The sequence below is a fragment of the Streptomyces sp. NBC_01571 genome, assembly GCF_026339875.1.
In the GTDB taxonomy this organism is placed as follows: domain Bacteria; phylum Actinomycetota; class Actinomycetes; order Streptomycetales; family Streptomycetaceae; genus Streptomyces.
The window spans coordinates 4,831,082-4,856,038 of the sequence record NZ_JAPEPZ010000001.1 but is presented as its reverse complement, the minus strand read 5'-3'; the positions used below and the strand labels follow the sequence as shown (position 1 = coordinate 4,856,038).

Annotated in this window: 19 protein-coding genes; 14 read left to right on the top strand and 5 right to left on the bottom strand. The window is 73.1% G+C overall.

Annotated features, from left to right (window positions below):
* The first annotated feature begins 45 nt into the window (after positions 1-45).
* The 10 genes from OHB41_RS21815 (at position 46) to OHB41_RS21770 (ending at position 13,051) form a co-directional block, all read left to right on the top strand.
* Entirely contained in the window at positions 46-1,170 is a 1,125-nt protein-coding gene (locus OHB41_RS21815) for a lipid II:glycine glycyltransferase FemX (RefSeq protein WP_266699908.1), read from the top strand.
* Between the two features lie 137 nt (positions 1,171-1,307).
* Entirely contained in the window at positions 1,308-2,261 is a 954-nt protein-coding gene (locus OHB41_RS21810; protein ID WP_266706045.1) for an EamA family transporter, read from the top strand.
* Between the two features lie 418 nt (positions 2,262-2,679).
* Complete coding sequence (locus tag OHB41_RS21805; RefSeq protein WP_266699907.1) at positions 2,680-3,489, top strand: TIGR03084 family metal-binding protein; 810 nt, start codon at positions 2,680-2,682, stop codon at positions 3,487-3,489.
* Between the two features lie 74 nt (positions 3,490-3,563).
* Positions 3,564-5,198, top strand: coding sequence for an acyclic terpene utilization AtuA family protein (locus OHB41_RS21800; protein ID WP_266706043.1), 1,635 nt, complete (start codon positions 3,564-3,566; stop codon positions 5,196-5,198).
* Entirely contained in the window at positions 5,195-6,802 is a 1,608-nt protein-coding gene (locus OHB41_RS21795) for an acyl-CoA carboxylase subunit beta (RefSeq protein WP_266699906.1), read from the top strand. Before OHB41_RS21800 ends, OHB41_RS21795 begins: the two co-directional genes overlap by 4 nt.
* A gap of 11 nt (positions 6,803-6,813) precedes the next feature.
* Positions 6,814-8,664, top strand: coding sequence for an ATP-binding protein (locus tag OHB41_RS21790; protein WP_266699905.1), 1,851 nt, complete (start codon positions 6,814-6,816; stop codon positions 8,662-8,664).
* Positions 8,665-8,727: 63 nt separating this feature from the next.
* Entirely contained in the window at positions 8,728-9,888 is a 1,161-nt protein-coding gene (locus OHB41_RS21785; RefSeq protein ID WP_266699904.1) for an acyl-CoA dehydrogenase family protein, read from the top strand.
* Positions 9,889-10,032: 144 nt separating this feature from the next.
* Positions 10,033-11,598 (top strand): 4-coumarate--CoA ligase family protein, encoded by a 1,566-nt coding sequence (locus OHB41_RS21780; protein ID WP_266699903.1) that lies wholly within the window; start codon positions 10,033-10,035, stop codon positions 11,596-11,598.
* Positions 11,595-12,329 carry an enoyl-CoA hydratase family protein gene (locus OHB41_RS21775; protein WP_266699902.1) on the top strand — a complete coding sequence of 245 codons (735 nt, stop codon included), beginning with the start codon at positions 11,595-11,597 and terminating at the stop codon, positions 12,327-12,329. Before OHB41_RS21780 ends, OHB41_RS21775 begins: the two co-directional genes overlap by 4 nt.
* Entirely contained in the window at positions 12,317-13,051 is a 735-nt protein-coding gene (locus OHB41_RS21770; RefSeq protein ID WP_526024946.1) for a TetR/AcrR family transcriptional regulator, read from the top strand. Before OHB41_RS21775 ends, OHB41_RS21770 begins: the two co-directional genes overlap by 13 nt.
* A gap of 81 nt (positions 13,052-13,132) precedes the next feature.
* On the opposite strand, the gene pdxH is transcribed toward OHB41_RS21770, so the two are convergent.
* Positions 13,133-13,771 carry a pyridoxamine 5'-phosphate oxidase gene (pdxH, locus tag OHB41_RS21765; RefSeq protein WP_266706039.1) on the bottom strand — a complete coding sequence of 213 codons (639 nt, stop codon included), beginning with the start codon at positions 13,769-13,771 and terminating at the stop codon, positions 13,133-13,135.
* Positions 13,772-14,194: 423 nt separating this feature from the next.
* On the opposite strand from pdxH, the gene OHB41_RS21760 reads away from it, so the two are divergent.
* Positions 14,195-15,295, top strand: a complete 1,101-nt coding sequence (locus OHB41_RS21760; RefSeq protein ID WP_266699901.1) for a citrate synthase 2 — start codon at positions 14,195-14,197, stop codon at positions 15,293-15,295.
* A gap of 36 nt (positions 15,296-15,331) precedes the next feature.
* Here the strand turns inward: OHB41_RS21760 and OHB41_RS21755 are convergent, their stop codons facing one another.
* The gene (locus OHB41_RS21755) at positions 15,332-16,360 is read right to left on the bottom strand and encodes an isopenicillin N synthase family dioxygenase (RefSeq protein ID WP_266699900.1); all 1,029 of its coding nucleotides are present in this window, start codon (positions 16,358-16,360) and stop codon (positions 15,332-15,334) included.
* A gap of 677 nt (positions 16,361-17,037) precedes the next feature.
* On the opposite strand from OHB41_RS21755, the gene OHB41_RS21750 reads away from it, so the two are divergent.
* Positions 17,038-18,420, top strand: a complete 1,383-nt coding sequence (locus OHB41_RS21750; RefSeq protein WP_266699899.1) for a PAS domain-containing protein — start codon at positions 17,038-17,040, stop codon at positions 18,418-18,420.
* Positions 18,421-18,520: 100 nt separating this feature from the next.
* Here the strand turns inward: OHB41_RS21750 and OHB41_RS21745 are convergent, their stop codons facing one another.
* The gene (locus tag OHB41_RS21745) at positions 18,521-19,276 is read right to left on the bottom strand and encodes an SIS domain-containing protein (RefSeq protein ID WP_266699898.1); all 756 of its coding nucleotides are present in this window, start codon (positions 19,274-19,276) and stop codon (positions 18,521-18,523) included.
* Between the two features lie 449 nt (positions 19,277-19,725).
* Here OHB41_RS21745 and OHB41_RS21740 point away from each other — a divergent pair, with 449 nt between their 5' ends.
* Positions 19,726-20,418, top strand: coding sequence for an iron-dependent transcriptional repressor DtxR (locus OHB41_RS21740; protein WP_148008965.1), 693 nt, complete (start codon positions 19,726-19,728; stop codon positions 20,416-20,418).
* A gap of 921 nt (positions 20,419-21,339) precedes the next feature.
* Positions 21,340-22,206, top strand: a complete 867-nt coding sequence (locus OHB41_RS21735) for an alpha/beta fold hydrolase (protein ID WP_266699897.1) — start codon at positions 21,340-21,342, stop codon at positions 22,204-22,206.
* 246 nt (positions 22,207-22,452) lie between these two features.
* Here the strand turns inward: OHB41_RS21735 and OHB41_RS21730 are convergent, their stop codons facing one another.
* Both OHB41_RS21730 and OHB41_RS21725 read right to left on the bottom strand, forming a co-directional pair.
* Positions 22,453-24,111, bottom strand: coding sequence for a transporter (locus OHB41_RS21730; RefSeq protein ID WP_266699896.1), 1,659 nt, complete (start codon positions 24,109-24,111; stop codon positions 22,453-22,455).
* Positions 24,108-24,884: an ABC transporter ATP-binding protein gene (locus OHB41_RS21725; RefSeq protein ID WP_266699895.1), complete on the bottom strand. Its 777-nt coding sequence runs from the start codon at positions 24,882-24,884 to the stop codon at positions 24,108-24,110. Before OHB41_RS21725 ends, OHB41_RS21730 begins: the two co-directional genes overlap by 4 nt.
* Positions 24,885-24,957 lie beyond the last annotated feature (73 nt).

Here is a 24,957-nt window from a genome sequence, read left to right as displayed (position 1 = left end):
GTGTGCTGAAATTTCAGCCACCCCCCTCACCGAGGAGTGCCGCGCATGAGGCTCCGCCTGCAGGTCATCACCCGTGAAGAGCACCTGGCGTTCGTCTCGACACGGGCCTCGGTCAGCCATATGCAGGTGCCGTCCTGGGGCGAGGTGAAGCCGGACTGGCGGGCGGAGAGCCTCGGGTGGTTCGACGAGGAGGGGCGGCTCGTCGGGGCCGGGCTGGTGCTGCTGCGGCCGCTGCCGAGGATGCGGCGGTACCTCGCCTACCTCCCGGAGGGTCCGGTCGTCGACTGGTACGCGGCCGATCTCGTGGAGCGCTGGCTCGACCCGATGCTCGCGTATCTGAAGGGGAGGGGCGCGTTCTCGGTGAAGATGGGGCCGCCCGTGGCCGTACGCCGGTGGAGCGCCGACGCCGTCAAGGCGGCGATCGCCGATCCGGCGGCGCGCCGGCTCGGGGACACGGAGGCGACGACGTACGAACCGGCCGCCGCCGGTGTGGCCGAGAAGCTGCGGAACAGGGGCTGGCGGCAGGCCGAGGCGGGCGCCGAGGACGGGTTCGCGGCCGGGCAGCCGCGCTACGTCTTCCAGCTCCCCTTCGGCGGAAGGCCGCTGGAGGAGATCCAGCGCGGCCTCAACCAGCAGTGGCGGCGCAACATCAAGAAGGCCGAGAAGGCCGGTGTCAAGGTCGTGCGCGGCGGTTACGACGACCTGCCCGCGTTCTACGAGCTCTACGCGGAGACCGCTGAGCGCGACCGCTTCATCCCCCGCCCGCTGCCCTACTTCCAGCGCATGTGGACCGCGCTGACCGCCGAGGACCCGGACCGTATGCGGCTCTACCTCGCGCACCACGACGGCGAGGTCCTCGCCGCGGCCACGATGCTGACGGTCGGCACCCACGTCTGGTACTCCTACGGCGCCTCCACCAGCCGCAGACGCGAGGTCCAGCCCAACAACGCCATCCAGTGGCGCATGATGACCGACGCCCACGAACTGGGCGCCGCCGTCTACGACTTCCGCGGCATCACCGACACCCTGGAGGAGTCCAACCACCTCCTCGGCCTGCTCCGCTTCAAGGTCGGCGCGGGCGGCGAGGCCGTCGAGTACCTCGGCGAGTGGGACTTCCCCCTCAACCGCGTGCTCCACCGCGTCCTCGACCTGTACATGGCCCGCCGCTGAGGCCCCGGGACCGGGGCGGCCGCTGTGAGGAACGAGACAGGGTCGTCAAGGGTTCACGCGCCTGACCGAGTCCATTACTCTGGACCGGAAAGTGCAGCGTGATGCACGCATCCCGAGTCGAGCCCCTGGAAGGCACCGTGAACACCCCCAGCGCCGTCCCGTCCTCCCCGGCGTCCGCGACCCCGGTCGCCCCGGTGATGGCCCCCCTGCCCGGTACGGGCGGCGGATCCCCGGTCCGGCGCGGCGGCCTCGGGCCCGTCGGACTGGTCCTCGCCGGAGGTGTCTCCGTGCAGTTCGGCGGCGCGCTGGCGGTGACCCTGATGCCGCGCACCGGGGCGCTCGGAGTGGTGACCCTTCGGCTGCTGGTGGCCGCGATCGTGCTGATGGTGATCTGCCGGCCGAAGGTGCGCGGACACTCCAGGGCCGACTGGGCCACGGTCGTCCTCTTCGGGCTGACCATGGCCGCGATGAACGGCCTCTTCTACCAGTCGGTCGCCCGCATCCCGCTGGGCCCCGCCGTCACGCTGGAGGTGCTCGGCCCACTGGTGCTCTCGGTGGTCGCCTCCCGCCGCGCCCTGAACCTGCTCTGGGCGGGCCTCGCGCTCGGCGGGGTCTTCCTGCTCGGCGGCGGAGGCTTCGGCAGCCTCGACGCGGCGGGCGTCGCCTTCGCGCTGTCCGCCGGCGCGATGTGGGCGGCGTACATCGTCTTCAGCGCCCGTACGGGCCGGCGCTTCCCGCAGGCCGACGGGCTCGCGCTCGCCATGGTGGTCGCGGCGGTGGCGTTCCTGCCGCTGGGGATCGCCGAGTCCGGGACCCGGCTGCTCGACCCCACGACCGCGGCGCTCGGGGCCGCGGTCGCCGTCCTGTCCTCCGTCCTCCCCTACACCCTCGAACTCCTCGCCCTGCGCCGCCTTCCCGCCTCCACCTTCGCCATCCTGATGAGCCTGGAACCGGCCGTCGCCGCGACCGCAGGCTTCCTCGTCCTGCATCAGGCGCTCTCCGCCACCGAGGCCCTCGCGATCGCCCTCGTCATCGCGGCGAGCATGGGCGCGGTACGGACCCAGGTGGGGCGGGGACGGGCCACGACGTAGCCGCGTCCGCGGGGCACCAGGACGGGAGCGGGGCGAGCGGCCGTCGGCCGCTCGCCGTCCGTCGCGTCCCGTCCCCGGGGGCTGCCGCCCCCAGACCCCCGCTTCGGCCTGAACGGCCTTGTCCTCGAACGCCGGACGGCTGGAATACGTGACCCCGTCCGGAACCGTCCAGCGCGGGCGCGCATCTCCCGCCCGTCCGGCGTTCGAGGTCGAGCCCTTCGGGCGAGGGCGGGGGCCAGGGGGGTGCAGCGCCCCTGGCGGGAGACCGGGGGCGAATCCCGACGCTCACCCGGACTTCCCGTCCTCGAATCAATGCAAGCACGCTTGATTGTTTCTCCGCCCGCTGCCATGCTCCAGAACGCACCGCGCAGGACCCCGCACCACCCCGCACACCGTCGTGCCCCGAGGGAGCGCCATCGTGTCCGACCTGTCGTCCGTGATCGACGATCTGCATCGGGAGAGCGAGGAACTCGACCTGCTGGTCGGCGAGTTGACCGAGGAGGGCTGGCGGCTCGCCACCCCGGCCCCGGGCTGGACCGTCGCCCATCAGATCGCTCACCTGGCCTGGACGGACCGCTCCGCGCTGCTCGCCGTGACCGACGCCGAGGCCTTCGCGAAGGAGGTCGAGAAGGCGATCGCCTCACCCGGCGGATTCGTGGACGAGGGTGCCGAGGAGGGCGCGGCCCGCCCGGCCGCCGAGCTGCTCGCCGACTGGCGCGCGGGGCGCGGGGCGCTGGAGGAGTCCCTCCGCGCGGCCCCCGCCGGAACCCGCTTCCCCTGGTACGGCCCGCCCATGTCGGTCGCCTCCGTGGCCACCGGCCGGCTGATGGAGACCTGGGCCCACGGCCAGGACGTGGCGGACGCGCTGGGGGTGACACGTACCCCCACGGACCGGCTCCGGCACGTGGTGCGGATCGGCGTCCGGGCACGGGACTTCGCCTTCGGGGTACGCGGTCTCACGCCGCCGGACGGGGAGTTCCGCGTCGAACTCGTGAGTGCCGCCGGGGAGCTGTGGACGTACGGACCCGAGGACGCGTCCCAGCGGGTCACCGGCCCGGCCCTCGACTTCTGTCTCCTGGTCACCCAGCGCGCCCACCGCGCCGACCTCGCCGTACGGGCACAGGGCCCCGACGCCGACCGCTGGCTGGACATCGCCCAGGCCTTCGCGGGGCCGCCGGGGGACGGACGGCAACCCGGGAAGGCGCGGCCCGAGGGGCCGGCCGAGTGAGCCGCGCCCTCCCCTCCCCGCGTCCCCTGCGCATAGGCAACGCGTCCGGCTTCTACGGCGACCGCTTCGACGCGATGCGCGAGATGCTCACCGGCGGGCCCCTGGACGTCCTCACCGGCGACTACCTCGCCGAACTGACCATGCTCATCCTCGGCCGCGACCGTCTGAAGAACCCGGCGGGCGGCTACGCGCGCACCTTCCTGCGGCAGCTGGAGGAGTGCCTCGGCCTCGCGCACGAGCGGGGCGTCCGGGTCGTGGCGAACGCGGGCGGCCTCAACCCCGCCGGACTCGCCGGCGCCGTCCGGGAGTTGGCCGAGCGGCTGGGCATCCCGGTACGCGTCGCCCACGTCGAGGGGGACGACCTCACCCGCGGCCACCCCGGCAGCCTCGCCGCGCACGCCTACCTCGGCGGCGCCGGGATCGCCGCCTGTCTGCGCGAGGGCGCGGACGTCGTGGTGACCGGCCGGGTCACGGACGCCGCACTGGTCACCGGGCCGGCCGTCGCCCACTTCGGCTGGGCCCCGGACGCGTACGACCGGCTCGCGGGCGCCGTCGTCGCCGGGCACGTCCTGGAGTGCGGCACGCAGGCGACCGGCGGCAACTACGCCTTCTTCGGCGACCATCCCACGCCGCGGCTGCGCCGTCCCGGCTTTCCGCTCGCCGAACTCCACGAGGACGGCACGAGCGTCATCACCAAACACGACGGCACGGGCGGCGTCGTGGACATCGGCACGGTCACCGCGCAGCTCCTGTACGAGACGTCCGGCGCCCGGTACGCGGGCCCGGACGTCACCGCCCGCCTCGACTCGGTGTCGCTCACCCAGGAGGGTCCCGACCGGGTCCGGATCGCGGGGGTCCGGGGCGAGGCACCGCCGCCCACCCTCAAGGTCGGCCTCAACCGTCTCGGCGGCTACCGCAACGAGGTCGTCTTCGTCCTGACCGGGCTCGACATCGAGGCGAAGGCCGCGCTCGTACGGGACCAGATGGAGACCGCGCTCGACGCCGCCAAGTCGCGTCCGGCCGAGGTCCGCTGGGAGCTGGCCCGTACCGACCGGCCGGACGCGCCCACCGAGGAGACCGCGAGCGCCCTGCTCCGTCTCGTCGTACGGGACCCGGACCAGGACGCGGTCGGCCGCACGCTCGGCGGGGCGGCCGTCGAACTGGCCCTGGCGAGCTATCCGGGCTTCCATGTGTCGGCGCCCCCGGGAAAGGGCTCGCCGTACGGGGTGTTCGAGGACTCCCGCGTCCCCCAGGACGCCGTGGAGCAGGTGGCGGTCCTCCCGGACGGGCGCCGGATCGCGGTGGCCCCGGCCCGCGACACCCTGGTTCTGGAACCGGCGCCGCAGCCCGCCCTGCCCGAGCCGCCGCCCGCCGGGCCGACGCGCCGCGCCCCCCTCGGTCTGGTGGCCGGCGCCCGCAGCGGGGACAAGGGCGGCGACGCCAACGTCGGCGTCTGGGTCCGTACGGAGGACGCCTGGCGCTGGCTCGCCCACGAGCTGACGGCCGACCGGTTCCGGAGTCTGATCCCGGAGAGCCGTCATCTCGACGTGGTCCGCCATGTGCTGCCCAACCTCCGCGCCCTCAACTTCGTCGTCGGGGGAATCCTCGGCGAGGGGGTCGCCGCCCAGCACCGCTTCGACCCCCAGGCCAAGGGCCTCGGCGAATGGCTCCGCTCCCGCCACCTGGACATACCGGAGGCACTCCTGTGACCGTCCTCGCGTCCGCCCTGGACGCCCGCAGCCCCGAACACACCGCCAACCGCGAGGTCATGCTCGCCAAGCTCGCCGCGCTGGACGCCGAGCACGCCAAGGCGCTCGCGGGCGGCGGCGAGAAGTACGTCGCCCGGCACCGGGAGCGCGGCAAACTGCTCGCCCGCGAACGCATCGAGCTGCTGCTCGACCCCGACACACCGTTCCTGGAGCTGTCGCCGCTGGCGGCCTGGGGGAGCGACGCCCCCGCGTACACGGTGGGGGCCTCGCTCGTCACCGGGATCGGGGTCGTCGAGGGCGTGGAGTGCCTGATCACCGCCAACGACCCGACGGTACGCGGCGGTGCCAGCAATCCCTGGAGCCTGAAGAAGGCGCTGCGGGCCAATGACATCGCCCTCGCCAACCGGCTGCCCTGCATCAGCCTCGTCGAGTCGGGCGGCGCCGACCTGCCGTCCCAGAAGGAGATCTTCATCCCCGGGGGCGCGATCTTCCGCGACCTGACCCGGCTGTCGGCGGCGGGCATCCCGACCGTGGCCGTGGTCTTCGGGAACTCCACCGCCGGCGGCGCGTACGTCCCCGGCATGTCCGACCACGTGATCATGGTCAAGGAGCGGGCGAAGGTCTTCCTGGGCGGTCCGCCGCTGGTGAGGATGGCCACCGGCGAGGAGAGCGACGACGAGTCCCTCGGCGGCGCCGAGATGCACGCGCGTGTGTCCGGCCTCGCGGACCACTTCGCCGTCGACGAACGCGACGCCCTCAGGCAGGCCCGGCGCGTCGTCGCCCGGCTCAACCACCGCAAGGCCTACCCGGACCCGGGACCGGCGGACCCGCCCAAGTACGACGAGGAGGAGCTGCTGGGGATCGTGCCCGGCGACCTCAAGCACCCCTTCGACCCCCGCGAGGTCATCGCCCGGATCGTCGACGGCTCGGACTTCGACGAGTTCAAGCCCCTCTACGGGACCAGCCTCACGACGGGCTGGGCGACGCTGCACGGCTACCCGGTCGGGGTGCTGGCCAATGCCCAGGGGGTGCTCTTCAGCGCAGAGTCGCAGAAGGCCGCCCAGTTCATCCAGCTCGCCAACCAGCGCGACATCCCGCTCCTCTTCCTGCACAACACCACCGGCTACATGGTCGGCAGGGAGTACGAGCAGGGCGGCATCATCAAGCACGGCGCGATGATGATCAACGCGGTGAGCAACAGCCGTGTCCCGCACCTGTCCGTCCTGATGGGCGCCTCCTACGGAGCCGGCCACTACGGCATGTGCGGACGCGCCTACGAGCCGCGCTTCCTGTTCGCCTGGCCCAGCGCCAAGTCCGCCGTCATGGGCCCCCAGCAGCTCGCCGGCGTCCTCTCCATCGTCGCCCGGCAGTCCGCGGCGGCCAAGGGCCGCCCGTACGACGACGAGGCCGACGCCGCCCTGCGCGCCATGGTGGAGCAGCAGATCGAGTCGGAGTCCCTGCCCATGTTCCTGTCCGGGCGGCTGTACGACGACGGGGTGATCGACCCCCGTGACACCCGCACCGTCCTCGGCATGTGCCTGTCCGCGATCCACACCGCGCCCTACGAGGGCGCACGCGGCGGCTTCGGCGTCTTCCGGATGTGAGGTCCCTCCCCATGATCAGTTCCATACTCGTGGCCAACCGGGGCGAGATCGCCTGCCGTGTCTTCCGCACCTGCCGGGAGGCCGGGATCCGGACCGTCGCCGTGCACTCGGACGCCGACGAGAACGCCCTGCACGTGCGGGAGGCCGACGCGGCCGTGCGGCTGCCGGGCGCGACCCCCGCGCAGACGTACCTCCGCGGCGACCTGGTCGTGAAAGCGGCGCTGAGCGCCGGTGCGGACGCCGTGCACCCCGGGTACGGCTTCCTCTCCGAGAACGCGGACTTCGCGCGGGCCGTCCTCGACGCGGGCCTGGTCTGGATCGGGCCGCCACCCGAGGCGATCGAGGCGATGGCGTCCAAGACCCGCGCCAAGAAGCTGATGGGTCTCGCCCCGCTGGTGGAGGTCACCGCGGACGACCTTCCGGTGCTGGTCAAGGCGGCCGCGGGCGGTGGCGGGCGCGGTATGCGGATCGTGCGCGAACTGGCCGCCCTGGAAACGGAGCTGGAGGCGGCGCGGGCCGAGGCCCTCAGCGCCTTCGGCGACGGCGAGGTCTTCGTCGAGCCGTACGTGGAGGGCGGCCGGCACGTCGAGGTGCAGATCCTCGCCGACACGCACGGCACGGTCTGGGCGCTCGGCACGCGCGACTGCTCGCTCCAGCGGCGCCATCAGAAGGTGATCGAGGAGGCCCCGGCCCCCGGGCTCGGGCAGCCGCTCACCGACACCCTGTACGACCTGTCCGTGCGCGCCGCCCGCGCCGTCGACTACGTGGGCGCCGGGACGGTCGAGTTCCTGATCGCGGACGGCACCGCCCACTTCCTGGAGATGAACACCCGCCTCCAGGTCGAACACCCCGTCACCGAGGCGGTGTTCGGGATCGACCTCGTCGCGCTGCAGATCCAGGTCGCCGAGGGCGCCGCGCTCGACGACGCGCCGCCCCCCGCGCGCGGGCACGCGGTCGAGGCCCGTCTGTACGCGGAGGACCCGGCAGCCGCCTGGGCCCCGCAGACCGGCACCCTGCACCGCCTCGCCGTCCCGGACGGTGTCCGCCTGGACACCGGCTACGGCGACGGCGACCGGATCGGCGTGCACTACGACCCGATGCTCGCCAAGGCCGTCGCCCACGCCCCCACACGCGCGCAGGCCCTGCGCACCCTGTCGGGCGCTCTCGAGCGGGCGGACATCCACGGCCCGGTCACCAACAGGGATCTGCTCGTACGGTCCCTGCGGCACCCGGAGTTCGCCGGGGGCCGCATGGACACCGGCTTCTACGACCGTCACCTCGCCGCCCTCACGACGCCCGCCGCGGACCCGTACGCGCCGCTGGCCGCCGCCCTCGCCGACGCGCACGGCCGTTCCCGGTTCGGCGGCTGGCGCAATCTGCCCTCCCAGCCGCAGGTCAGGCGGTATCTCATGGGAGGGGAGGAGCACGAGGTCCGCTACCGGCACACCCGGGAGGGCCTGGCCGCCGACGGGGTGCGTGTGGTGCGCGCCGACCCCGGCCTCGTCGTCCTCGAAGTGGACGGTGTGCGGGAGCGGTTCCGGGTGGCACGCCACGGCGACCAGGTGTACGTGAACGCCACCGCCCTCACCGCGCTGCCCCGCTTCCCCGAACCCACGACCGACCACGCCCCCGGTTCCCTGCTCGCACCGATGCCCGGCACCGTGGTCCGGGTGGCCGAGGGCCTCGCCGAAGGAGTCCGGGTGGAGGCCGGCCGGCCCCTGCTGTGGCTGGAGGCGATGAAGATGGAGCACAGGATCTCCGCCCCCGCCGACGGCACCCTCACCGCCCTGCACGTGGTCCCCGGCCAGCAGGTGGAGATGGGGGCCCTGCTGGCGGTCGTGGACGACGACGCGCCCGGATGAGGGCCGCGGGCGACCGCGCGCTCCGCCACGACCGACCCGCACCTTCCGTACTCAGGAGGCCCGATGAGCCCCGCAACAGAGACCGAAGAGCACAAGGCACTCCGCGCCGCCGTCGCCGCCCTCGGCAGGCGCTACGGCCGCGACTACCTCACGAGCGCCATCCGCGAGGACCGCCATCCCACCGAGCTGTGGTCCGAGGCGGGCAAACTCGGCTACCTGGGCGTGAACCTGCCGGAGGCGTACGGCGGCGGTGGCGGCGGCATCGCCGAACTCTCCCTCGTCCTTGAGGAGTTGGGCGCCGCGGGCTGTCCGTTGCTGATGATGGTCGTGTCCCCCGCGATCTGCGGGACCGTCATCGCCCGCTTCGGCACCGAGGAGCAGAAGCGCGCCTGGCTGCCCGGCCTCGCCGACGGCTCCCGCACCATGGCCTTCGGCATCACCGAACCCGACGCCGGCTCCAACTCGCACCGGATCACCACCACGGCCCGCCGGGACGGCGCGGACTGGGTGCTGAGCGGCCGCAAGGTGTTCATCTCCGGCGTCGACATCGCCGACGCCACCCTCGTCGTCGGCCGTACGGAGGACGCCCGCACCGGCAGCCTCAAGCCCTGCCTGTTCATCGTCCCGCGCGACGCGGACGGCTTCGGCCGACGGCAGATCGACATGGAACTCCAGAGCGCGGAGAAGCAGTTCGAGCTGACCCTCGACGACGTGCGGCTGCCCGCCGAGGCGCTCGTCGGCGACGAGGACGCGGGTCTGCTCCAGCTCTTCGCCGGACTCAACCCGGAGCGGGTGATGACGGCCGCGTTCGCGATCGGCATGGGCCGTTTCGCGCTCTCCCGGGCCGTCGAGTACGCCCGTGAACGCACCGTCTGGAAGGCCCCCATCGGCGCCCACCAGGCCGTCGCCCACCCGCTCGCACAGGCCCACATAGAACTCGAACTCGCCCGCCTGATGATGCAGAAGGCGGCCTTCCTGTACGACTCCGGGGACGACGTCGCCGCCGGGGAGGCCGCCAACATGGCCAAGTACGCCGCCGGTGAGGCCTGTGTGAAGGCGGTCGACCAGGCCGTGCACACCCTCGGCGGCAACGGACTCACCCGCGAGTTCGGGCTCGCCTCGTTGATCACGGCCTCACGGGTGGCCCGTATCGCCCCGGTCAGCAGGGAGATGATCCTCAACTACGTCTCCCACCAGACCCTGGGCCTGCCCAAGTCGTACTGAGGGGCGCGCCGAAGACGCCCGACGGCCGGCCGTACCGACGAAGAAGCCCACCGGTCGGCCGCCCCCCGGGGGCGCCACCGGTGGGTGCTCGCACCGAAGAACCCACCGGCCAGTCCTACCCAGCGAGCCGCTCCAGGAGGACCCGTGTTCCGCAGTGAGTACGCCGATGTCCCGGCCGTCGAGGAACCCATCCACGAGGCCGTCCTCGGCCGGGCCGCCGAGCGCGGAGACACGCCCGCGCTGGTGGACGGCGTCGACGGCACCACGCTCACCTACGGCCAACTCGACGGGTTCCACCGCCGGCTGGCCGCCGCGTTCGCCGACGCGGGCCTCCGCAAGGGCGACGTGCTCGCCCTGCACAGCCCGAACACCATCGCGTTCCCGACGGTGTTCTACGGCGCCACCCGCGCGGGGGCGTCGGTCACGACCGTGCACCCGCTCGCCACGGCCGAGGAGTTCGCCAAACAGCTGCGGGACAGCGCCACGCGCTGGATCGTGACCGTCTCACCTCTTCTGGAGACGGCCCGGCGGGCCGCACAACTGGCGGGCGGGGTAAGGGAGATATTCGTCTGCGACAGCGCGCCGGGGCACAGGTCGCTGATCGACCTGCTCGGCTCGACCGCACCCGAGCCCCGGATCGACATCGACCCCGTGACGGACGTCGCGGCCCTCCCGTACTCCTCCGGGACCACCGGCGTCCCCAAGGGCGTGATGCTCACCCACCGGTCCATCGCCACCAACCTGGCGCAGCTGGCGCGCTCGGTGCCGATGGACGAGGGGGAGCGCATCCTCGCGGTGCTGCCCTTCTTCCACATCTACGGGCTGACGGCCCTGATGAACGCGCCCCTGCGCCAAGGCGCCACCGTCGTCGTGCTGCCCCGCTTCGACCTCGACACCTTCCTCACGGCCATCGAGCGGCACCGCATCACGGGCCTGTTCGTGGCTCCGCCGATCGTGCTCGCGCTCGCCAAGCACCCGGCCGTCGAGGGCTACGACCTGTCGTCCCTGAAGTACGTCATCTCCTCCGCCGCGCCCCTGGACGCCCGGCTCGCCGCGGCCTGCGCCGAGCGGCTCGGCCTCCCGCCCATCGGCCAGGGCTACGGCATGACGGAACTCTCCCCCTGTACGCACCTGGTACCGCTGGACGCCGCCGACGCGCCCCCGGGGACGGTGGGCAGGCTCATCGCGGGCACCGAGATGCGGATCGTCTCCCTCGACGACCCGGACCAGGAGCTGGGCGTCGGCGAGGCCGGGGAGATCGTCATCCGCGGCCCCCAGGTGATGAAGGGCTACCTGGGGCGTCCCGACGCCACCGCCGAGATGATCGAACCGGACGGCTGGCTGCACACCGGAGACGTCGGGTACGTGGACGCGGACGGCTGGCTGTTCGTCGTCGACCGGGTCAAGGAACTCATCAAGTACAAGGGCTTCCAGGTCGCGCCGGCCGAACTGGAGGCACTCCTGCTGACGCACCCGGGCATCGCGGACGCCGCCGTCGTCGGGGTCTACAACGAGGACAACAACGAGGTCCCGCACGCCCACGTGGTGCGTCAGCGGTCCGCCGCCGAACTGTCCGCGGGCGAGGTCATGATGTACGTCGCCGAGCGCGTCGCCCCGTACAAACGGGTGCGGGGCGTCACCTTCGTCGAGGAGGTACCGCGGGCGGCCTCCGGAAAGATCCTGCGGCGGGAACTGCGGGGCCGGTCATGACCGTCGTGCGCGCGGACCACGACCGCGCCGTCGCCACCCTCACCCTCGACTCGCCCGCCAACCGCAACGCACTGTCGTCCGCGCTCGTGGGCGAACTGGCCCAGGGGCTCACGCGGTGCGGCGAGGACGACGGCGTCCGCGCGGTCGTCCTCGCGCACACCGGCAACACGTTCTCCGCGGGCGCGGACCTGCGCGACCCGCCGCACCCGGACGCGCTCGTCGGTCTGCTGCGGCAGATCGTCGAGCTGCCCAAACCGGTGGTGGCCCGGGTGACCGGGCACGTCCGGGCGGGCGGCCTCGGTCTGCTGGGCGCCTGCGACATCGCCGTCTCCTCCGCCGTGGCCACGTTCGCCTTCACGGAGGTCCGCATCGGCGTCGCGCCCGCCGTCATCTCCCTCCCCCTGCTGCCCCGCACGGACCCGCGCGCCCTCGCCCGGTACTACCTCACCGGTGAACGCTTCGACGCGGCGGAGGCCGTGCGGACGGGACTGCTGACCGCGACGGGCGACGACGTCGACGTGACTCTGGCCCCCGTCCTGGACGGCCTGCGCCGGGCCTCCCCGCAGGGCCTCGCCGAGACGAAACGGCTGCTCACGGCTAAGGTGCTGGAGGCCTTCGACCAGGACGCGGTCGCCCTGACGGCGCTCTCGGCCGAGCTGTTCTCCTCCGTACAGGCCCGCGAGGGGATGACGGCCTTCCTCGAACGACGGGATCCCGCATGGGTGGTGTGAGCACGGCGGACGCGACGGACGCGACGGACGCGAGAGACCCGGCGGATCCGGAGCGCACGGCGGACACGGAACGCACGGAACGTGCGGGAGACGCGGACCGTACCGGCCATGCCGCGGCCCTGGGCGCGCGCGTCTCCCGCCCCCCGCATGTCCCGAAACAGGACCGCAGCCGGGCCACCCGGCAGCGGCTGCTGGCGGCCGCCGTGGCCTGCCTCGCCGAACACGGCTGGGCGGGCTCCACGGTCGCCGTCGTCGCGGAACGCGCCGGTGTCTCCCGGGGTGCCGCCCAGCACCACTTCCCGACCCGCGAGGACCTGTTCACGGCGGCGGTGGAGTACGTCGCGGAGGAGCGCTCCACGGCCCTGCGCGCCCTCTTCCCGGAGGGTGCCGCCGACCGGCGCGCCGTCGTCGCGGCCCTGGTCGACCTGTTCACCGGCCCGCTCTTCCGCGCCGCCCTCCACCTCTGGGTCGCCGCCTCCAACGAGGAGCAGCTCCGCCTCCGGGTCACCGAACTGGAGGCCCGCGTCGGCCGCGAGACCCACCGGATCGCCGTGGACCTGCTGGCCGCGGACGAGTCCCGCCCGGGCGTACGGGAGACCGTCCAGGGTTTCCTCGACATGTCCCGCGGTCTGGGCCTCGCCAACCTCCTCACGGACGACGCGGCGCGCCGGGAGCGGGTGGTCGCGCAGTGGGGCGAGATCCTGAACGGCGTACTGGACTGAGCCGGGCCCGCGTCACGGGCTGAGCCGGGCCCGCGTCATGGGCTGAGCCGGGCCCGCGTCACGGGCTGAACCGCGCGCGGTTCACGGGCTGAGCCGCTCCACCTTCCAGCCGCCGTCGGGCTCCGCCGTGTACCGCAGCCGGTCGTGGAGGCGGTTCTCGCGGCCCTGCCAGAACTCGACCGTCCGCGGGGCGATGCGGAATCCGCCCCAGTTCGGGGGGACCGGGACCTGCTCACCCTCGGGGTAGCGGGCGCTCAGGTCCGCGTAGGAGGAGTCGAGTGCGGTGCGGGAGGGGACGACCGAGGACTGGGCGCTGGCCCAGGCGCCGAGCTGGGAGCCGTGCGGGCGGGTACGGAAGTACGCGGCCGTCTCGTCGCGGCCGGTGCGGCGGGCCGTCCCGGTGACGATGACCTGGCGGGCCATCGGATGCCAGGGAAAGAGCAGCGACACGTACGGGTTGGCGGCCAGCTCCCGGGCCTTGCGCGAGTCGTAGTTGGTGTAGAAGACGAAGCCCTGCTCGTCGTACTGCTTGAGCAGCACCGTGCGGGAACTGGGCCGCCCGTCGGCGTCGGCCGTGCCCACGACCATCGCGTTCGGCTCGTACACCACGCCCTGCACGGCGGCCTGCGCGGCCTGCTTGAACCAGCGGGCGAACTGGTCCATGGGATGCGGGGCGAGACCGGACTCCACCAGTCCCTCGGCGCGGTAGTGGGCGCGCATCGCGGCGGGGTCGGTGCCGAGTTCCGTCGCGGCTCCGTCTCCGGCCTGTTCTTGGGCGGCGGCCTCGGCCGCGCGCTGGACGAGGGGTTCGGCTGATTCATCCGGGTAACGGTCGTTCACGCGGTCATCTTGCCGTACTTCGACCCCCACTCGGCGGGAGTGGGGTTCATCACTGCGTGGCACTGAGTGCCGCGCGCCCTCCCCAACGGTGGCACTCGGGGATATCGTGCTGCTGCCGCTCCGGTGGGGTGACCGCCGGCCGCACGGGGCATCACCGGGAAGACGTACCGGACCACGAGTCCACGAGCCGACCGTGGAACCGGACGTCGACCACCCGTCACTGGCGCATGGTTTCCCACGGCACGGTCCATCGCACCACCCGCCCGCAGACCCCCTGTCGCACACATCATGAGGAGCCGCCTGATGTCCGACTTCGTACCCGGACTCGAAGGAGTCGTCGCGTTCGAGACGGAGATCGCCGAACCGGACAAGGAGGGCGGCGCGCTGCGGTACCGGGGCGTCGACATCGAGGATCTGGTCGGTCACGTCTCCTTCGGAAACGTCTGGGGACTCCTCGTCGACGGCGCGTTCAACCCCGGCCTGCCGCCCGCCGAGCCGTTCCCGATCCCGGTCCACTCGGGTGACATCCGCGTCGACGTCCAGTCCGCGCTCGCCATGCTCGCCCCCGTCTGGGGCCTCAAGCCCCTCCTCGACATCGACGAGTCGCAGGCCCGCGAGGACCTCGCCCGCGCCGCCGTCATGGCCCTCTCGTACGTCGCCCAGTCCGCCCGCGGGCAGGGCCGCCCCATGGTCCCGCAGAGCGAGATCGACAAGGCGCACTCGATCGCCGAACGCTTCATGATCCGCTGGCGCGGCGAGCCGGACCCCAAGCACGTGGCCGCCGTGGACGCCTACTGGACGTCCGCCGCCGAGCACGGCATGAACGCCTCCACCTTCACCGCCCGCGTCATCGCGTCGACCGGCGCGGACGTGGCGGCGGCGCTCTCCGGAGCCGTGGGCGCGATGTCGGGCCCGCTGCACGGCGGCGCCCCCTCCCGCGTCCTCGGCATGATCGAGGAGATCGAGCGCACCGGGGACGCCGAGGCGTACGTCAGACGGGCGCTGGACCAGGGCGAACGCCTGATGGGCTTCGGCCACCGCGTCTACCGCGCCGAGGACCCCCGCGCGCGGGTCCTGCGCCGCACCGCCCGTGACCTCGGCGCCCCCCGCTTCGAGGTGGCCGAGGCGTTGGAGAAGGCCGCCCTGGCGGAGCTGCACGCCCGCCGCCCGGACCGGGTCCTGGCGACGAACGTCGAGTTCTGGGCCGCCATCGTCCTCGACTTCGCCGAGGTCCCGGCGCACATGTTCACCTCGATGTTCACCTGCGCCCGCACGGCCGGCTGGTCGGCGCACATCCTGGAGCAGAAGCGCACGGGACGGCTCGTACGGCCGTCCGCGCACTACGTGGGCCCCGGCCCGCGCGGCCCCCAGGAGATCGACGGCTACGAGCGCATCGCCCACTGAGCCCGCCGCCGGCCCCGCCTCCGGGGCCGCCGGTCGTCACGCGGGCGTGAGCAGCTCCGCGTGATGACGGGCGGCGACCAGCGGGTGGGCCCGCAGCTTGCCCTTCAGCTCGTTGAACCCGTACTCGGCGAAGAGCGGGTTCGTGGGGTCGTCGGTGATCCCGGGCGCGGCGGACGCGTGCGGGAAGACCAGCGGCTCGACACGGGCGTCGAGGCGCGGGTTGTAGAAGAACGGGACGGAGAACCGCTCGGTGGCCCCGGGCGGACTCACGACCCGGTGGTTCGTGGCGACCAGATAGCCGTTGGTGGCGACTTCCAGCAGCTCGCCCAGGTTGACGACGAACGCCCCCGGCAGCGGTGGCACGTCGTGGAAGAGGCCGTCCGCCCGCTGCACCTGGAGCCCGCCCACGGTGTCCTGGAGCAGCAGCGTCAGGAACCCGTAGTCCTTGTGCGCGCCCACGCCCTGACCCGCGCCGTCCCCGGAACTCCCCGGGTACCGGACGAGCTTCAGATGCGGATGGGCCCGCTCCCCGAAGATCGGCTCGTAGAAGTCGGCGGGCGCCCCGATGGCGGTGAGCAGCTCGCGCAGCAGCCGTGCCGCGACCGAGCCGAGCCGGTCGATCCAGGCCAGGGCGGCGGTCCGCAGCTCCGGTAGCGCGGCGGGCCACTGGTTCGGGCCCTGGAGCCACCAGTAGGCGGGCTCACCCGCGCCGGGTGTCCGCGCGGGCCGCTCGGCGCCTATGTCCAGCTGGTCCCGCCAGTCCCGGCTGCCGCCCGTCCGCTCGTCGCCGGTGCGGGTGTAACCGCGGAAGTGGGGCGAGCCGACGTTGTCGAGGGCGAGCCGGTCGGCCTCGGGCAGTGCGAAGAAGCGGTGCATGGCGTCGAGCAGGGCGTCTGTCTCGGCCGCGCTCACCCCGTGCCCGACGAGCTGGAAGAAGCCCACGTCGTGGGCGGCGCTGTGGAGCTGCGCGTGCAGCAGGGCACGGGCCTGGGGACCGCGGTCGGCCGCCGAGAGGTCGATGATCGGAAGCTGCTGGTACGGCGTGGAAGACGGGTACGTCGTCATGAGGTGCGTCCGCGGGGGTGTACGGGGTGCCCGCGGGGGCCGCCGGGGTTGGGGCGGGGGCCACGGGAGCCGGAGGAGGGAGGTGAGGGCCGAGGTCAGACGCTGGGCCGACAGCCCATGCTCGTGACGCGCACGTAGTCCACGTGTCGGCGTCGGACGAGCATCGGAAGCATGGGCCAAGAGTACTGCGGACCCTCACAAACGTATGTGTCTCACCTCACACGCCCCGCACAACGCAGGCGACCCGCGAGTTCGGGTCCCTCCGCCTCGCGGTGGAGGAGCCGGCCGGACGTACCGGCGAACTCGCGGGTCGGGTGACTGCTGGAGATTGGGCCGGCTGCGCGCTGCTTCACGCGCTGGTCCGGCACCGCACTGAATGGGGTGACGGGCCGCTAGCCCGCAGCCACCTCACGCGTCCGGTTTGCATACATCTGCCGAACCACCTCCTCTCTCGTGTGCACCACACCTTAGGAACCGATCGCGGACGTCTCAACTGTTTTTTTCGACCGGTCCGCGGTGCCTGGGGCGGGTGGGGCGGAATTCCCGCATTCCCGCTCCCAACGATTTCGTCCAATCTTCGGGGAATCAGGTGTGGGCTGGGTCACGTTCGAGTTGAATGACTGCCAGTGAGTGAACTGTCTCGCCGTACGTGCGGACGCAGCCTGCAGGGGGTCCAGGTGAGTGCTTCCCGACGTAGTGGGACCACCGATGAGCTGGGGCCGGACGAGCCCGAGCCGGATGGTTCGGATCTCCTTGCCGCGTTGCTGGACGGGATGGACGCGGCCCTGTGCGCGTTCGACGCCGACGGCGTCGTCACCCATTGGAACCGGGAGGCCGAGCGGATTCTCGGCTGGACCGCGGCCGAGGCCGTGGGGCGGCGCGGATTCGCCGGGTGGGCCGTGCGGACCGCGGACGCCGAGGAGGTCGAGGGGCGGCTGCTGTCCGCCATGGAGGCCCCGGGCCGGCAGGTGAACGAGTTCGCGCTGCTGACCAAGGACGGCGGGCGGGTGCTCGTCCGGACCCAGTCCGCCGCCGTGCGCGGGCCCGACGGCAAGCCCGCGGGGGTGTACTGCGCCTTCAGCGAGGTGCACGCGCAGATCGACCTCGAGCGGTCCATCGCCCTGAGCGAGGCGCTGTTCGAGGACGCCAGCTGGGGCGTGGTGCTGGTCGACGCGGACCTGCGGCCCGCCGTGGTCAACGCCCACGCGGCCCGGGCCCTCGGGACGGGTCGTACGGCGGTGCTCGGGCGGCCCCTGGGCGAGTTGCTGTCGCAGGGTGTCGAGGAGCTGGAGAGCGCGCTCACCCATGTGCTCGCCGAGGGCGCGCCGCCCGCGCCCGCCGAGATGTGGGTGAGTGTGCGCTCGGCGGAGGGCGGGAAGCGGCGGTGCTGGCGCAGCGGCTTCGTGCGGCTCGCCTCGCCGCTCACGGAGGAACCGGTTCCGCTCGGTGTCGGGTGGCTCTTCCAGGACGTCACGGAGGCCAAGCAGACCGAGCAGGAGGCGGCGCTGCTGCGGTTCCGGGCCAATCAGCTGCACCGGGCGGCCCGGGCGGCGGCCGAGTGCGAGGACCCGGGCGAGGCGGCCACCGTCCACCTGGACTTCTCGCTCGCCGGATTCGCCGACCACGCGCTGATCGACCGTGTGGCCGGCGGCCCGGTGGCCGACGACGAAGGGCCCGTGCGGCTCGTACGGGCCACCGCGACGCCGGCCGGGGCGCCGGGGCCGAGTCTGCTCACCGGAAAGGCCGGGCTGCCCGTGCGGTACGCCGAGGGGCACCCCGCGCTGCAGTGCGTGGAGCGGGCCGGGTCCGTACGGGCCAGCTCCGGAGAGAGCACGCCCGAGCGGACGCGGGAGTGGGCCGTGGCCCGCCAGTGGCCGGCGGACTCGGTGCACGCCCTGTGCGCGGTGCTGCGCAGCCGGGGGCGGACGCTGGGTGTCGTGACGTTTCTGCGCGGGGCGGGGCGCAGCCAGTTCGAGCGCACGGACGCCATGTACGCGGAGGACGTGGCGGTGCGGATCGCCATGGCGCTGGACCTGGAGGGGCTGGTGGAGCGGCCGTAGGCGCGGCGCGAGGGCCTCGGGAGGGCGTTCCGGGGGTCTGGGGCCTCCGGGACCTGTAGGACCTTCGGAAGGCTGGGTGCCGATGTCCTGGCCGGGCGGCTCAGCGCCGGTAGAAGATCCGGTCCCCGTACTCCGTCATCACGCGGCCGTTCCACTCGTGGCCGCCGTCCACGTTGCCCGAGCGCAACAGCGGCGGCTCGATGCCGCGCCCGGCCAGCGCGCCCGCGGCCGTGGCCATGACGGCCTGGAGCAGGGCCGACGTGACGACCGTGGAGGCGGGGGCGAAGGGGGCGTCGATGGCGTCCAGGGTCAGTTCCGCGTCACCGACCGCGATCTTCGAGTCGAGGACGATGTCGCAGTGGTCCTTCAGATACGTGCCCGAGACGTGCCGGGACGTCGTCTCCGAGGCGTAGGCGACCGAGGTGACCCCGATGACCCTCACGCCCAGCGCGCGGGCGTTCATGGCCATCTCGACGGGGAGTGCGTTGCGGCCCGACAGGGAGATGATCACGAGGAGGTCGCCGGAGCGGAGCGGGCTGCAGTCCAGGACCGCGCTCGCGAGGCCGTCGACCCGCTCCAGGGCGGAGCCCAGCGTCGCCGGCATGACGTCGACGCCGACCACGCCCGGCACCGTGAGCAGGTTCATCAGGGCGAGACCGCCCGCGCGGTAGACGACGTCCTGCGCGGCGAGCGAGGAGTGCCCGGCGCCGAAGGCGAACAGCCGGCCGCCTTCCGCGACGGTGTCGGCGATGAGGGCGCCGGCCGCCTCGACGTCCTCGGCGCACTCGTCCCGCACCCGCTGCAGCAGGCCGATCGCGGCGTCGAAGAACTGCCCGGCCAGCTTGCTGTCGCTCATCGGCGAAGCCCCTTAGAAGTCGCGTCGGCACAGGGCCGGCGAGCGGTCGAACCGGCGGCCCGGCACGGCCTTGCTCCCGTCGTGTCGCGGATCACGTTGCGGTCTGGACCAGTGCGCTGTCAATACGGCCCGCGAGAGCGACACTGGGCGCGGGGCCGCCGACGCGCGGCCCGACGGCGGAGCCGCCCGCCCGCGGGCACCACCCCCGCCCGCGGGGCGCCGCACACCTGTGGACCACGCCCGACCCGGGACGTCCGTCCGGGCGCCGGCCGTGTCCGGTCCGGCCGGGCCTCGGCCCGCGTCGCCGCGGAGGCGGCGGAGACACTCGTCATCGTGTGGTTCCCCCGGCGAGGCACGGTTGTCAGTGGTATGCGTCAGAATTGAGTTCAGCGCCAGCGCACAAGCCGGTGAGCCACCGAGCCTCCGGCAGAGCTAATCGAGGGGCACGTATGTCCGGACTGATCGACACCACGGAGATGTATCTCCGCACCATCCTCGAGCTGGAGGAGGAAGGCGTGGTCCCCATGCGCGCCCGGATCGCCGAGCGGCTCGACCAGAGCGGACCGACGGTCAGCCAGACGGTGGCCCGCATGGAGCGCGACGGCCTGGTGGCGGTCGCCAGCGACCGGCACCTGGAGCTCACCGACGAGGGCCGCCGCCTGGCCACCCGGGTGATGCGCAAGCACCGCCTGGCCGAGTGCCTGCTCGTCGACGTGATCGGCCTGGAGTGGGAGCAGGTGCACGCCGAGGCCTGCCGCTGGGAGCACGTGATGAGCGAGGCCGTCGAGCGGCGCGTCCTGGAGCTGCTGCGCCACCCGACCGAGTCGCCGTACGGCAACCCGATCCCCGGTCTGGAGGAACTCGGCGAGAAGGACGGCGCCGACCCGTTCCTGGACGAGGGCATGGTGTCGCTGGCCGAGCTCGACCCGGGCCTGGACGGCAAGACCGTCGTCGTACGCCGGATCGGCGAGCCCATCCAGACGGACGCGCAGCTGATGTACACCCTGCGCCGGGCGGGTGTGCAGCCCGGCTCCGTGGTGAGCGTGACGGAGTCGGCGGGCGGCGTGCTCGTCGGCAGCGGTGGTGAGGCGGCCGAGCTGGAGTCGGACGTCGCGTCCCACGTGTTCGTCGCGAAGCGCTGACGCGCCACGGGCGGCGGCGGGCGGCGGACAGCCGGCCGGTGGCCGTGGACGGTGTGTGTGCCGCGGACGGCGGGTGTTCCGTACGGAGCGTCTGCGTCCGGTGGCCGTGGGCGGACGTCGACACCTCGGTGCGCGTCCCCCGGCCCTGAGCCCGCGAGGGGCAGCCCCCGGGCGCGGGCCGCGGGGCCCGGCTTCGGCCGGACCCCGGGGTCCGCGCCCGGGAGCCCGCCGGACAGGGCACGCAAGGCGCGGTCCGGGTCACCGCGGGGCGCCGTCGAGCCTGCTGCCGGACCCCTGCCCGTCCGGTCCGGCTCTGTCAACTCCTGGGGCTGCAGAGGTAGTTGTGATACCTGCACTGCCTCGTCGAAACCAAGATTCAGTGTGCCGAATCGCAGCGGCGAGACCATTTGCGTGCGAGGCTGTCGCGTGAGGCATATGACCTGAGGGCTCTTGACCGTGTCCGAGAGGGATGTCGCGCGGTCGGGGAGGGGGCGGGGAGGATGTGCCGCAGACAGGGAGAGGGCCCCGGCACCAGATGGCGCCGGGGCCTGTCCTCCCCTGTTCTGACCCGGAGCCCCGAGCTCCCAGGGTCATCCCCGTCGGACCGTTGTCCCCGAGCGGTCCGCCTCCCGCTGAAGATCTCCCCTCGGCAGCGGCCGTCAATCCCCGCACATGGTCACTCGAACGAGGGGTGTTGTCGCCGAGCGGGCTATTTTCGAATGTCTATTCGATAATGTGGCGGCGTACGGCGGGCGTACCGGGTACACCCGGAGCGACACGCGGAGCAGCACGCCGGCGGTATCAGCACATCAGTGGTAGCAGCGGCACGACAGCGGCAGGAAGCGGCACGGAGCGGTACGAGGGACCGGCGGGCTCGAGTGGGAGCGGGCGGTCCGAGCGAGCTAGGGGGGTGCCAGACCTATGGTGCGGCGCATCGACGTGACAGGCGCGGGCGGCCTACGCCTGGCTGCGTGGGAGTTCGCCGAGTCTCCCGAGAACGATCCTCCGACGGGCCCGCCGGCCCCCGGGGTGCTGTTGCTGCACGGCCTCATGGGCCGCGCCTCGCACTGGGCCTCCACCGCCCGCTGGCTCTCCGAGCGGCACCGCGCCGTCGCGCTCGACCAGCGCGGTCACGGCGACAGCGACAAGGCGCCGCAGGAGGAGTACACCCGTGAGGCGTACGTCGAGGACGCCGAGGCCGCCCTCGAACAGCTGGGTCTCGCCCCGGCCGTCCTCGTCGGTCACGCCATGGGCGCGCTGACCGCCTGGCAGCTCGCCGCCAAGCGCCCCGACCTCGTTCGCGGGCTGGTCATCTGCGACATGCGGGCCTCGGCGTTAGGCGCCGCGTCGCAGCGGGAGTGGGAGCACTGGTTCAAGGCCTGGCCGATGCCGTTCGCCACGCTCGCCGACGTACGGAAGTGGTTCGGCGAGGACGACCCCTGGGTGGAGCGCCCGAGTCCGTCCCGCGGCGAGTTCTACGCCGAGGTGATGCGGGAGTCGGCCGACGGCTGGCGTCCCGTCTTCGAACCCGACCAGATGCTGAAGTCCCGCGAGACCTGGGTGTACGACGCCCACTGGGAGGAGCTCGCGCAGGTCCGGTGCCCCGCCCTGGTCGTCAGGGGCCTGGACGGCGAACTCGGCCGGGCCGAGTCCCAGGAGATGGTCCGGGTCCTGCCGCACGGCCGGTACGCGGAGGTGGCCGACGCCGGCCACCTCGTGCACTACGACCGGCCGGCGGCCTGGCGCACCGCGATCGAGCCGTTCCTCGACGGCGTCCTCACCGGCTGACCGGGAACCCCGGGGCCCGGCCCGTGCCCCCTCGGGGCGTGTCCGCACGGTCGCGGCCGCCTCACGACGCCCGGCACGCTCCGCCACTGTCCGAAGGGCGTGGGAGGCGCCCCCACTGGCGGCACCGCGCACAGCGCCGAGTACGTCCGGTGCGAGGGCCCGCGCCCGGCGCACCGGGAGCGCGCACCGGATGCCGCTAGGCCGGTCCTTCGGGCGGACGACGGGACTTCACGGACGCGCCCCGGCTCACCCCTTGCTCACCGCCGCCAGGATCTCCGGCAGTCGCCGGGCCGTCCGTGGCGCGGCCATCCGCAGCCCCAGCAGTGCGATCAGCGCCCCGTACCCGGCCCCCAGCGGCAGCAGCGCCCAACTCCACCGGTCTCCGTCCGCCGACACGTTCACCCAGATCGCGAGGGCGATGACGGGGGCGCTCAGCAGCGCCGCCGAGACCATCCCGCCGAAGATGGAGATCCAGGCGAGGCCCGCCTGCCCGGGGGCCACGTTCTTGTAGCCCTCCTGCGGGATCGAGTACGGGAAGCGGGCCGACGACCAGGCGCCGGTGGCCAGCATCGCGCCGAGCAGCGCGAAGGACAGCCCCAGCACCTCGGGCAGCCGGGTCCAGTCGCCGAGCAGGGCGGTCGTCAGGACGCTCACGAGCGTCGCGTACGGCAGGGTGATCAGCAGCAGCGCCAGGGCCCGCCCGCGCAGTTCGACATACGCGTCGCGCGGGGACGAGATCGTCATCGCGACCATCCAGAACGCGGACGTGTCCTGCCCGAACTGGTTGTACATCTGGATTCCGAGCATCCCGGCCGCGAAGCACGCGAAGTAGACCGAGCCGGTGCCCTGCAGCGCGTTGAACACGGGCACGATCAGCCCGATGGCCAGCGAGGTCACCCACGCGGCCTTCGTCTTCGGGTCCCGCCACACGTACCGCAGGCTGCGCTCCATGACCGTCCCGGTGCGTCCCGACGGCAGCAGCCGCCCCAGCCCCGACGGGCCCCGCTCCCGGGCGGGCTCCGCGGTCCGCAGGGTCGAGCCGTCCGGTGAGGTCATCAGGCGGGTCAGATGCCGCGACCACAGCGCCAGCAGCCCCGCCAGCGCGGCCACGCCCAGGGCCAGTTGAACGGCCCCGACCCCGTACGAGCCCTCGCTCACCGAGTCGACGGCGCCGATCGCCGAGGCCGGCGGTACCCACCGCAGCACGTCCGCCACCGGGTCGAGTTCCGCGAGACCGCCCGCCGAACCGAGCCGCTGCGCACCGAAGTTGACCAGCTGTGCGCCGACCGCGATGACCAGCCCGCTGAGCACCGCGAGATCGCGGCCCTTGCGGCTGGACAGCAGCCGGATGTTGGCGGCGGCGACGGCGCGCGCGAGGGCCACGCAGACGAGCAGACCCACGACCACGGCGGCGACGGCGGTGACGTACGCCGCCGTGCCGTGCGCCACCGAGATGACGGACCCGACGAGCAGGCAGAGCGTGAACAGCGGTCCGATGCCGACCAGCGAGGCCGCGAGCAGCGCCTTGACGAGCGGGCGCGGCCGCAGCGGCAGCATGACCAGCCGGGTCGGGTCGAGCGTCTCGTCGCCGCTCGGGAAGAAGAGCGGCATCACGGCCCAGCCGAGCGCCAGGACCACCACGAGCGGCACGGTGACGGAGACGGCGTGCGGGTTGCCGCGCAGGGCGATGAGGCCCAGCAGCTGGAGGGCGGCGAAGAGGAGGACGAGGACGACCGAGGTGAGGTACGCGGCCCGCCGCCCGCCCGACTGCCGCAGCCCGTTGCGCAGGAGTGACAGCTTCAGCCGTACGACGACGGGGGTGATCGACGCGGCGGAGCCGGGTACGGAGGAGCTCGCCGGAGTGCCCGACGCGGTGCTCGCGGGGATGCTCGCCGGGGTGCTCATCGTGCGCCGCCGCCCAGCCAGTCGAGGTCGGCCCCGGGCGTGCGGCCGTGCGCGCCGACGAGTTCGAGGAACGCCTGCTGGAGGGAGGGCGCGTCGCCGCGGACCTCGGCGAGCGGGCCGTGCGCACGGATGCGCCCCGCGACCATGACGGCGACCCAGTCGCACAGCGACTCGACGAGTTCCATCACGTGGGAGGAGAAGACGACGGTGGCGCCCGATCCCGTGTACCGCTCCAGGACGCCGCGGATCGTCTGCGCGGAGACGGGGTCGACGCCCTCGAACGGCTCGTCGAGGAAGAGGACTTCGGGGTTGTGGAGGAGAGCGGCGGCGAGGCCGATCTTCTTGCGCATGCCCGTCGAGTAGTCGACGACGAGCTTGTGCTGGGCGCCCGCGAGGTCGAGGACGTCGAGGAGCTGAGTGGCGCGCTTGTCCACCTCCGCGCCGGGCAGCCCGCGCAACCGGCCGGTGTAGGCGAGGAGTTCGCGCCCGGAGAGCCGCTCGAACAGTCGCAGGCCCTCGGGCAGGACGCCGATCCGGGCCTTCACCGCCGCCGGGTCGCGCCACACGTCACGGCCTACGACCTCGACGGTGCCCTGGTCGGGCCTGAGCAGTCCGGTCACCATCGAGAGGGTGGTGGTCTTCCCGGCCCCGTTCGGGCCGACGAGCCCGATGAACCGGCCCGCGGGCAGTTCCAGGTCGATCCCGCCGACGGCGACCTGCTCCCCGAACCGTTTCCAGAGCCCTTGCACGTGTACGGCTGCTCCTTGGGTCATGTAGGCACCCTACGGGGGAGCGCCCTTGTTCCAAGGGGGCGGGGAAGCGTGCGACCGGCCACGACGGAGCCGA

Excerpts from the sequence above, each read along its gene's own strand:
- OHB41_RS21815 (WP_266699908.1), top strand. The coding sequence starts at position 46 with ATGAGGCTCCGCCTGCAGGTCATCACCCGTGAAGAGCACCTGGCGTTC.
- OHB41_RS21800 (WP_266706043.1), top strand. The coding sequence starts at position 3,564 with ATGCGCGAGATGCTCACCGGCGGGCCCCTGGACGTCCTCACCGGCGAC.
- OHB41_RS21790 (WP_266699905.1), top strand. The coding sequence starts at position 6,814 with ATGATCAGTTCCATACTCGTGGCCAACCGGGGCGAGATCGCCTGCCGT.
- OHB41_RS21785 (WP_266699904.1), top strand. The coding sequence starts at position 8,728 with ATGAGCCCCGCAACAGAGACCGAAGAGCACAAGGCACTCCGCGCCGCC.
- OHB41_RS21775 (WP_266699902.1), top strand. The coding sequence starts at position 11,595 with ATGACCGTCGTGCGCGCGGACCACGACCGCGCCGTCGCCACCCTCACC.
- OHB41_RS21770 (WP_526024946.1), top strand. The coding sequence starts at position 12,317 with ATGGGTGGTGTGAGCACGGCGGACGCGACGGACGCGACGGACGCGAGA.
- pdxH (WP_266706039.1), bottom strand. The coding sequence starts at position 13,771 with ATGCGCGCCCACTACCGCGCCGAGGGACTGGTGGAGTCCGGTCTCGCC.
- OHB41_RS21760 (WP_266699901.1), top strand. The coding sequence starts at position 14,195 with ATGTCCGACTTCGTACCCGGACTCGAAGGAGTCGTCGCGTTCGAGACG.
- OHB41_RS21755 (WP_266699900.1), bottom strand. The coding sequence starts at position 16,360 with ATGACGACGTACCCGTCTTCCACGCCGTACCAGCAGCTTCCGATCATC.
- OHB41_RS21745 (WP_266699898.1), bottom strand. The coding sequence starts at position 19,276 with ATGAGCGACAGCAAGCTGGCCGGGCAGTTCTTCGACGCCGCGATCGGC.
- OHB41_RS21740 (WP_148008965.1), top strand. The coding sequence starts at position 19,726 with ATGTCCGGACTGATCGACACCACGGAGATGTATCTCCGCACCATCCTC.
- OHB41_RS21735 (WP_266699897.1), top strand. The coding sequence starts at position 21,340 with ATGGTGCGGCGCATCGACGTGACAGGCGCGGGCGGCCTACGCCTGGCT.
- OHB41_RS21730 (WP_266699896.1), bottom strand. The coding sequence starts at position 24,111 with ATGAGCACCCCGGCGAGCATCCCCGCGAGCACCGCGTCGGGCACTCCG.
- OHB41_RS21725 (WP_266699895.1), bottom strand. The coding sequence starts at position 24,884 with ATGACCCAAGGAGCAGCCGTACACGTGCAAGGGCTCTGGAAACGGTTC.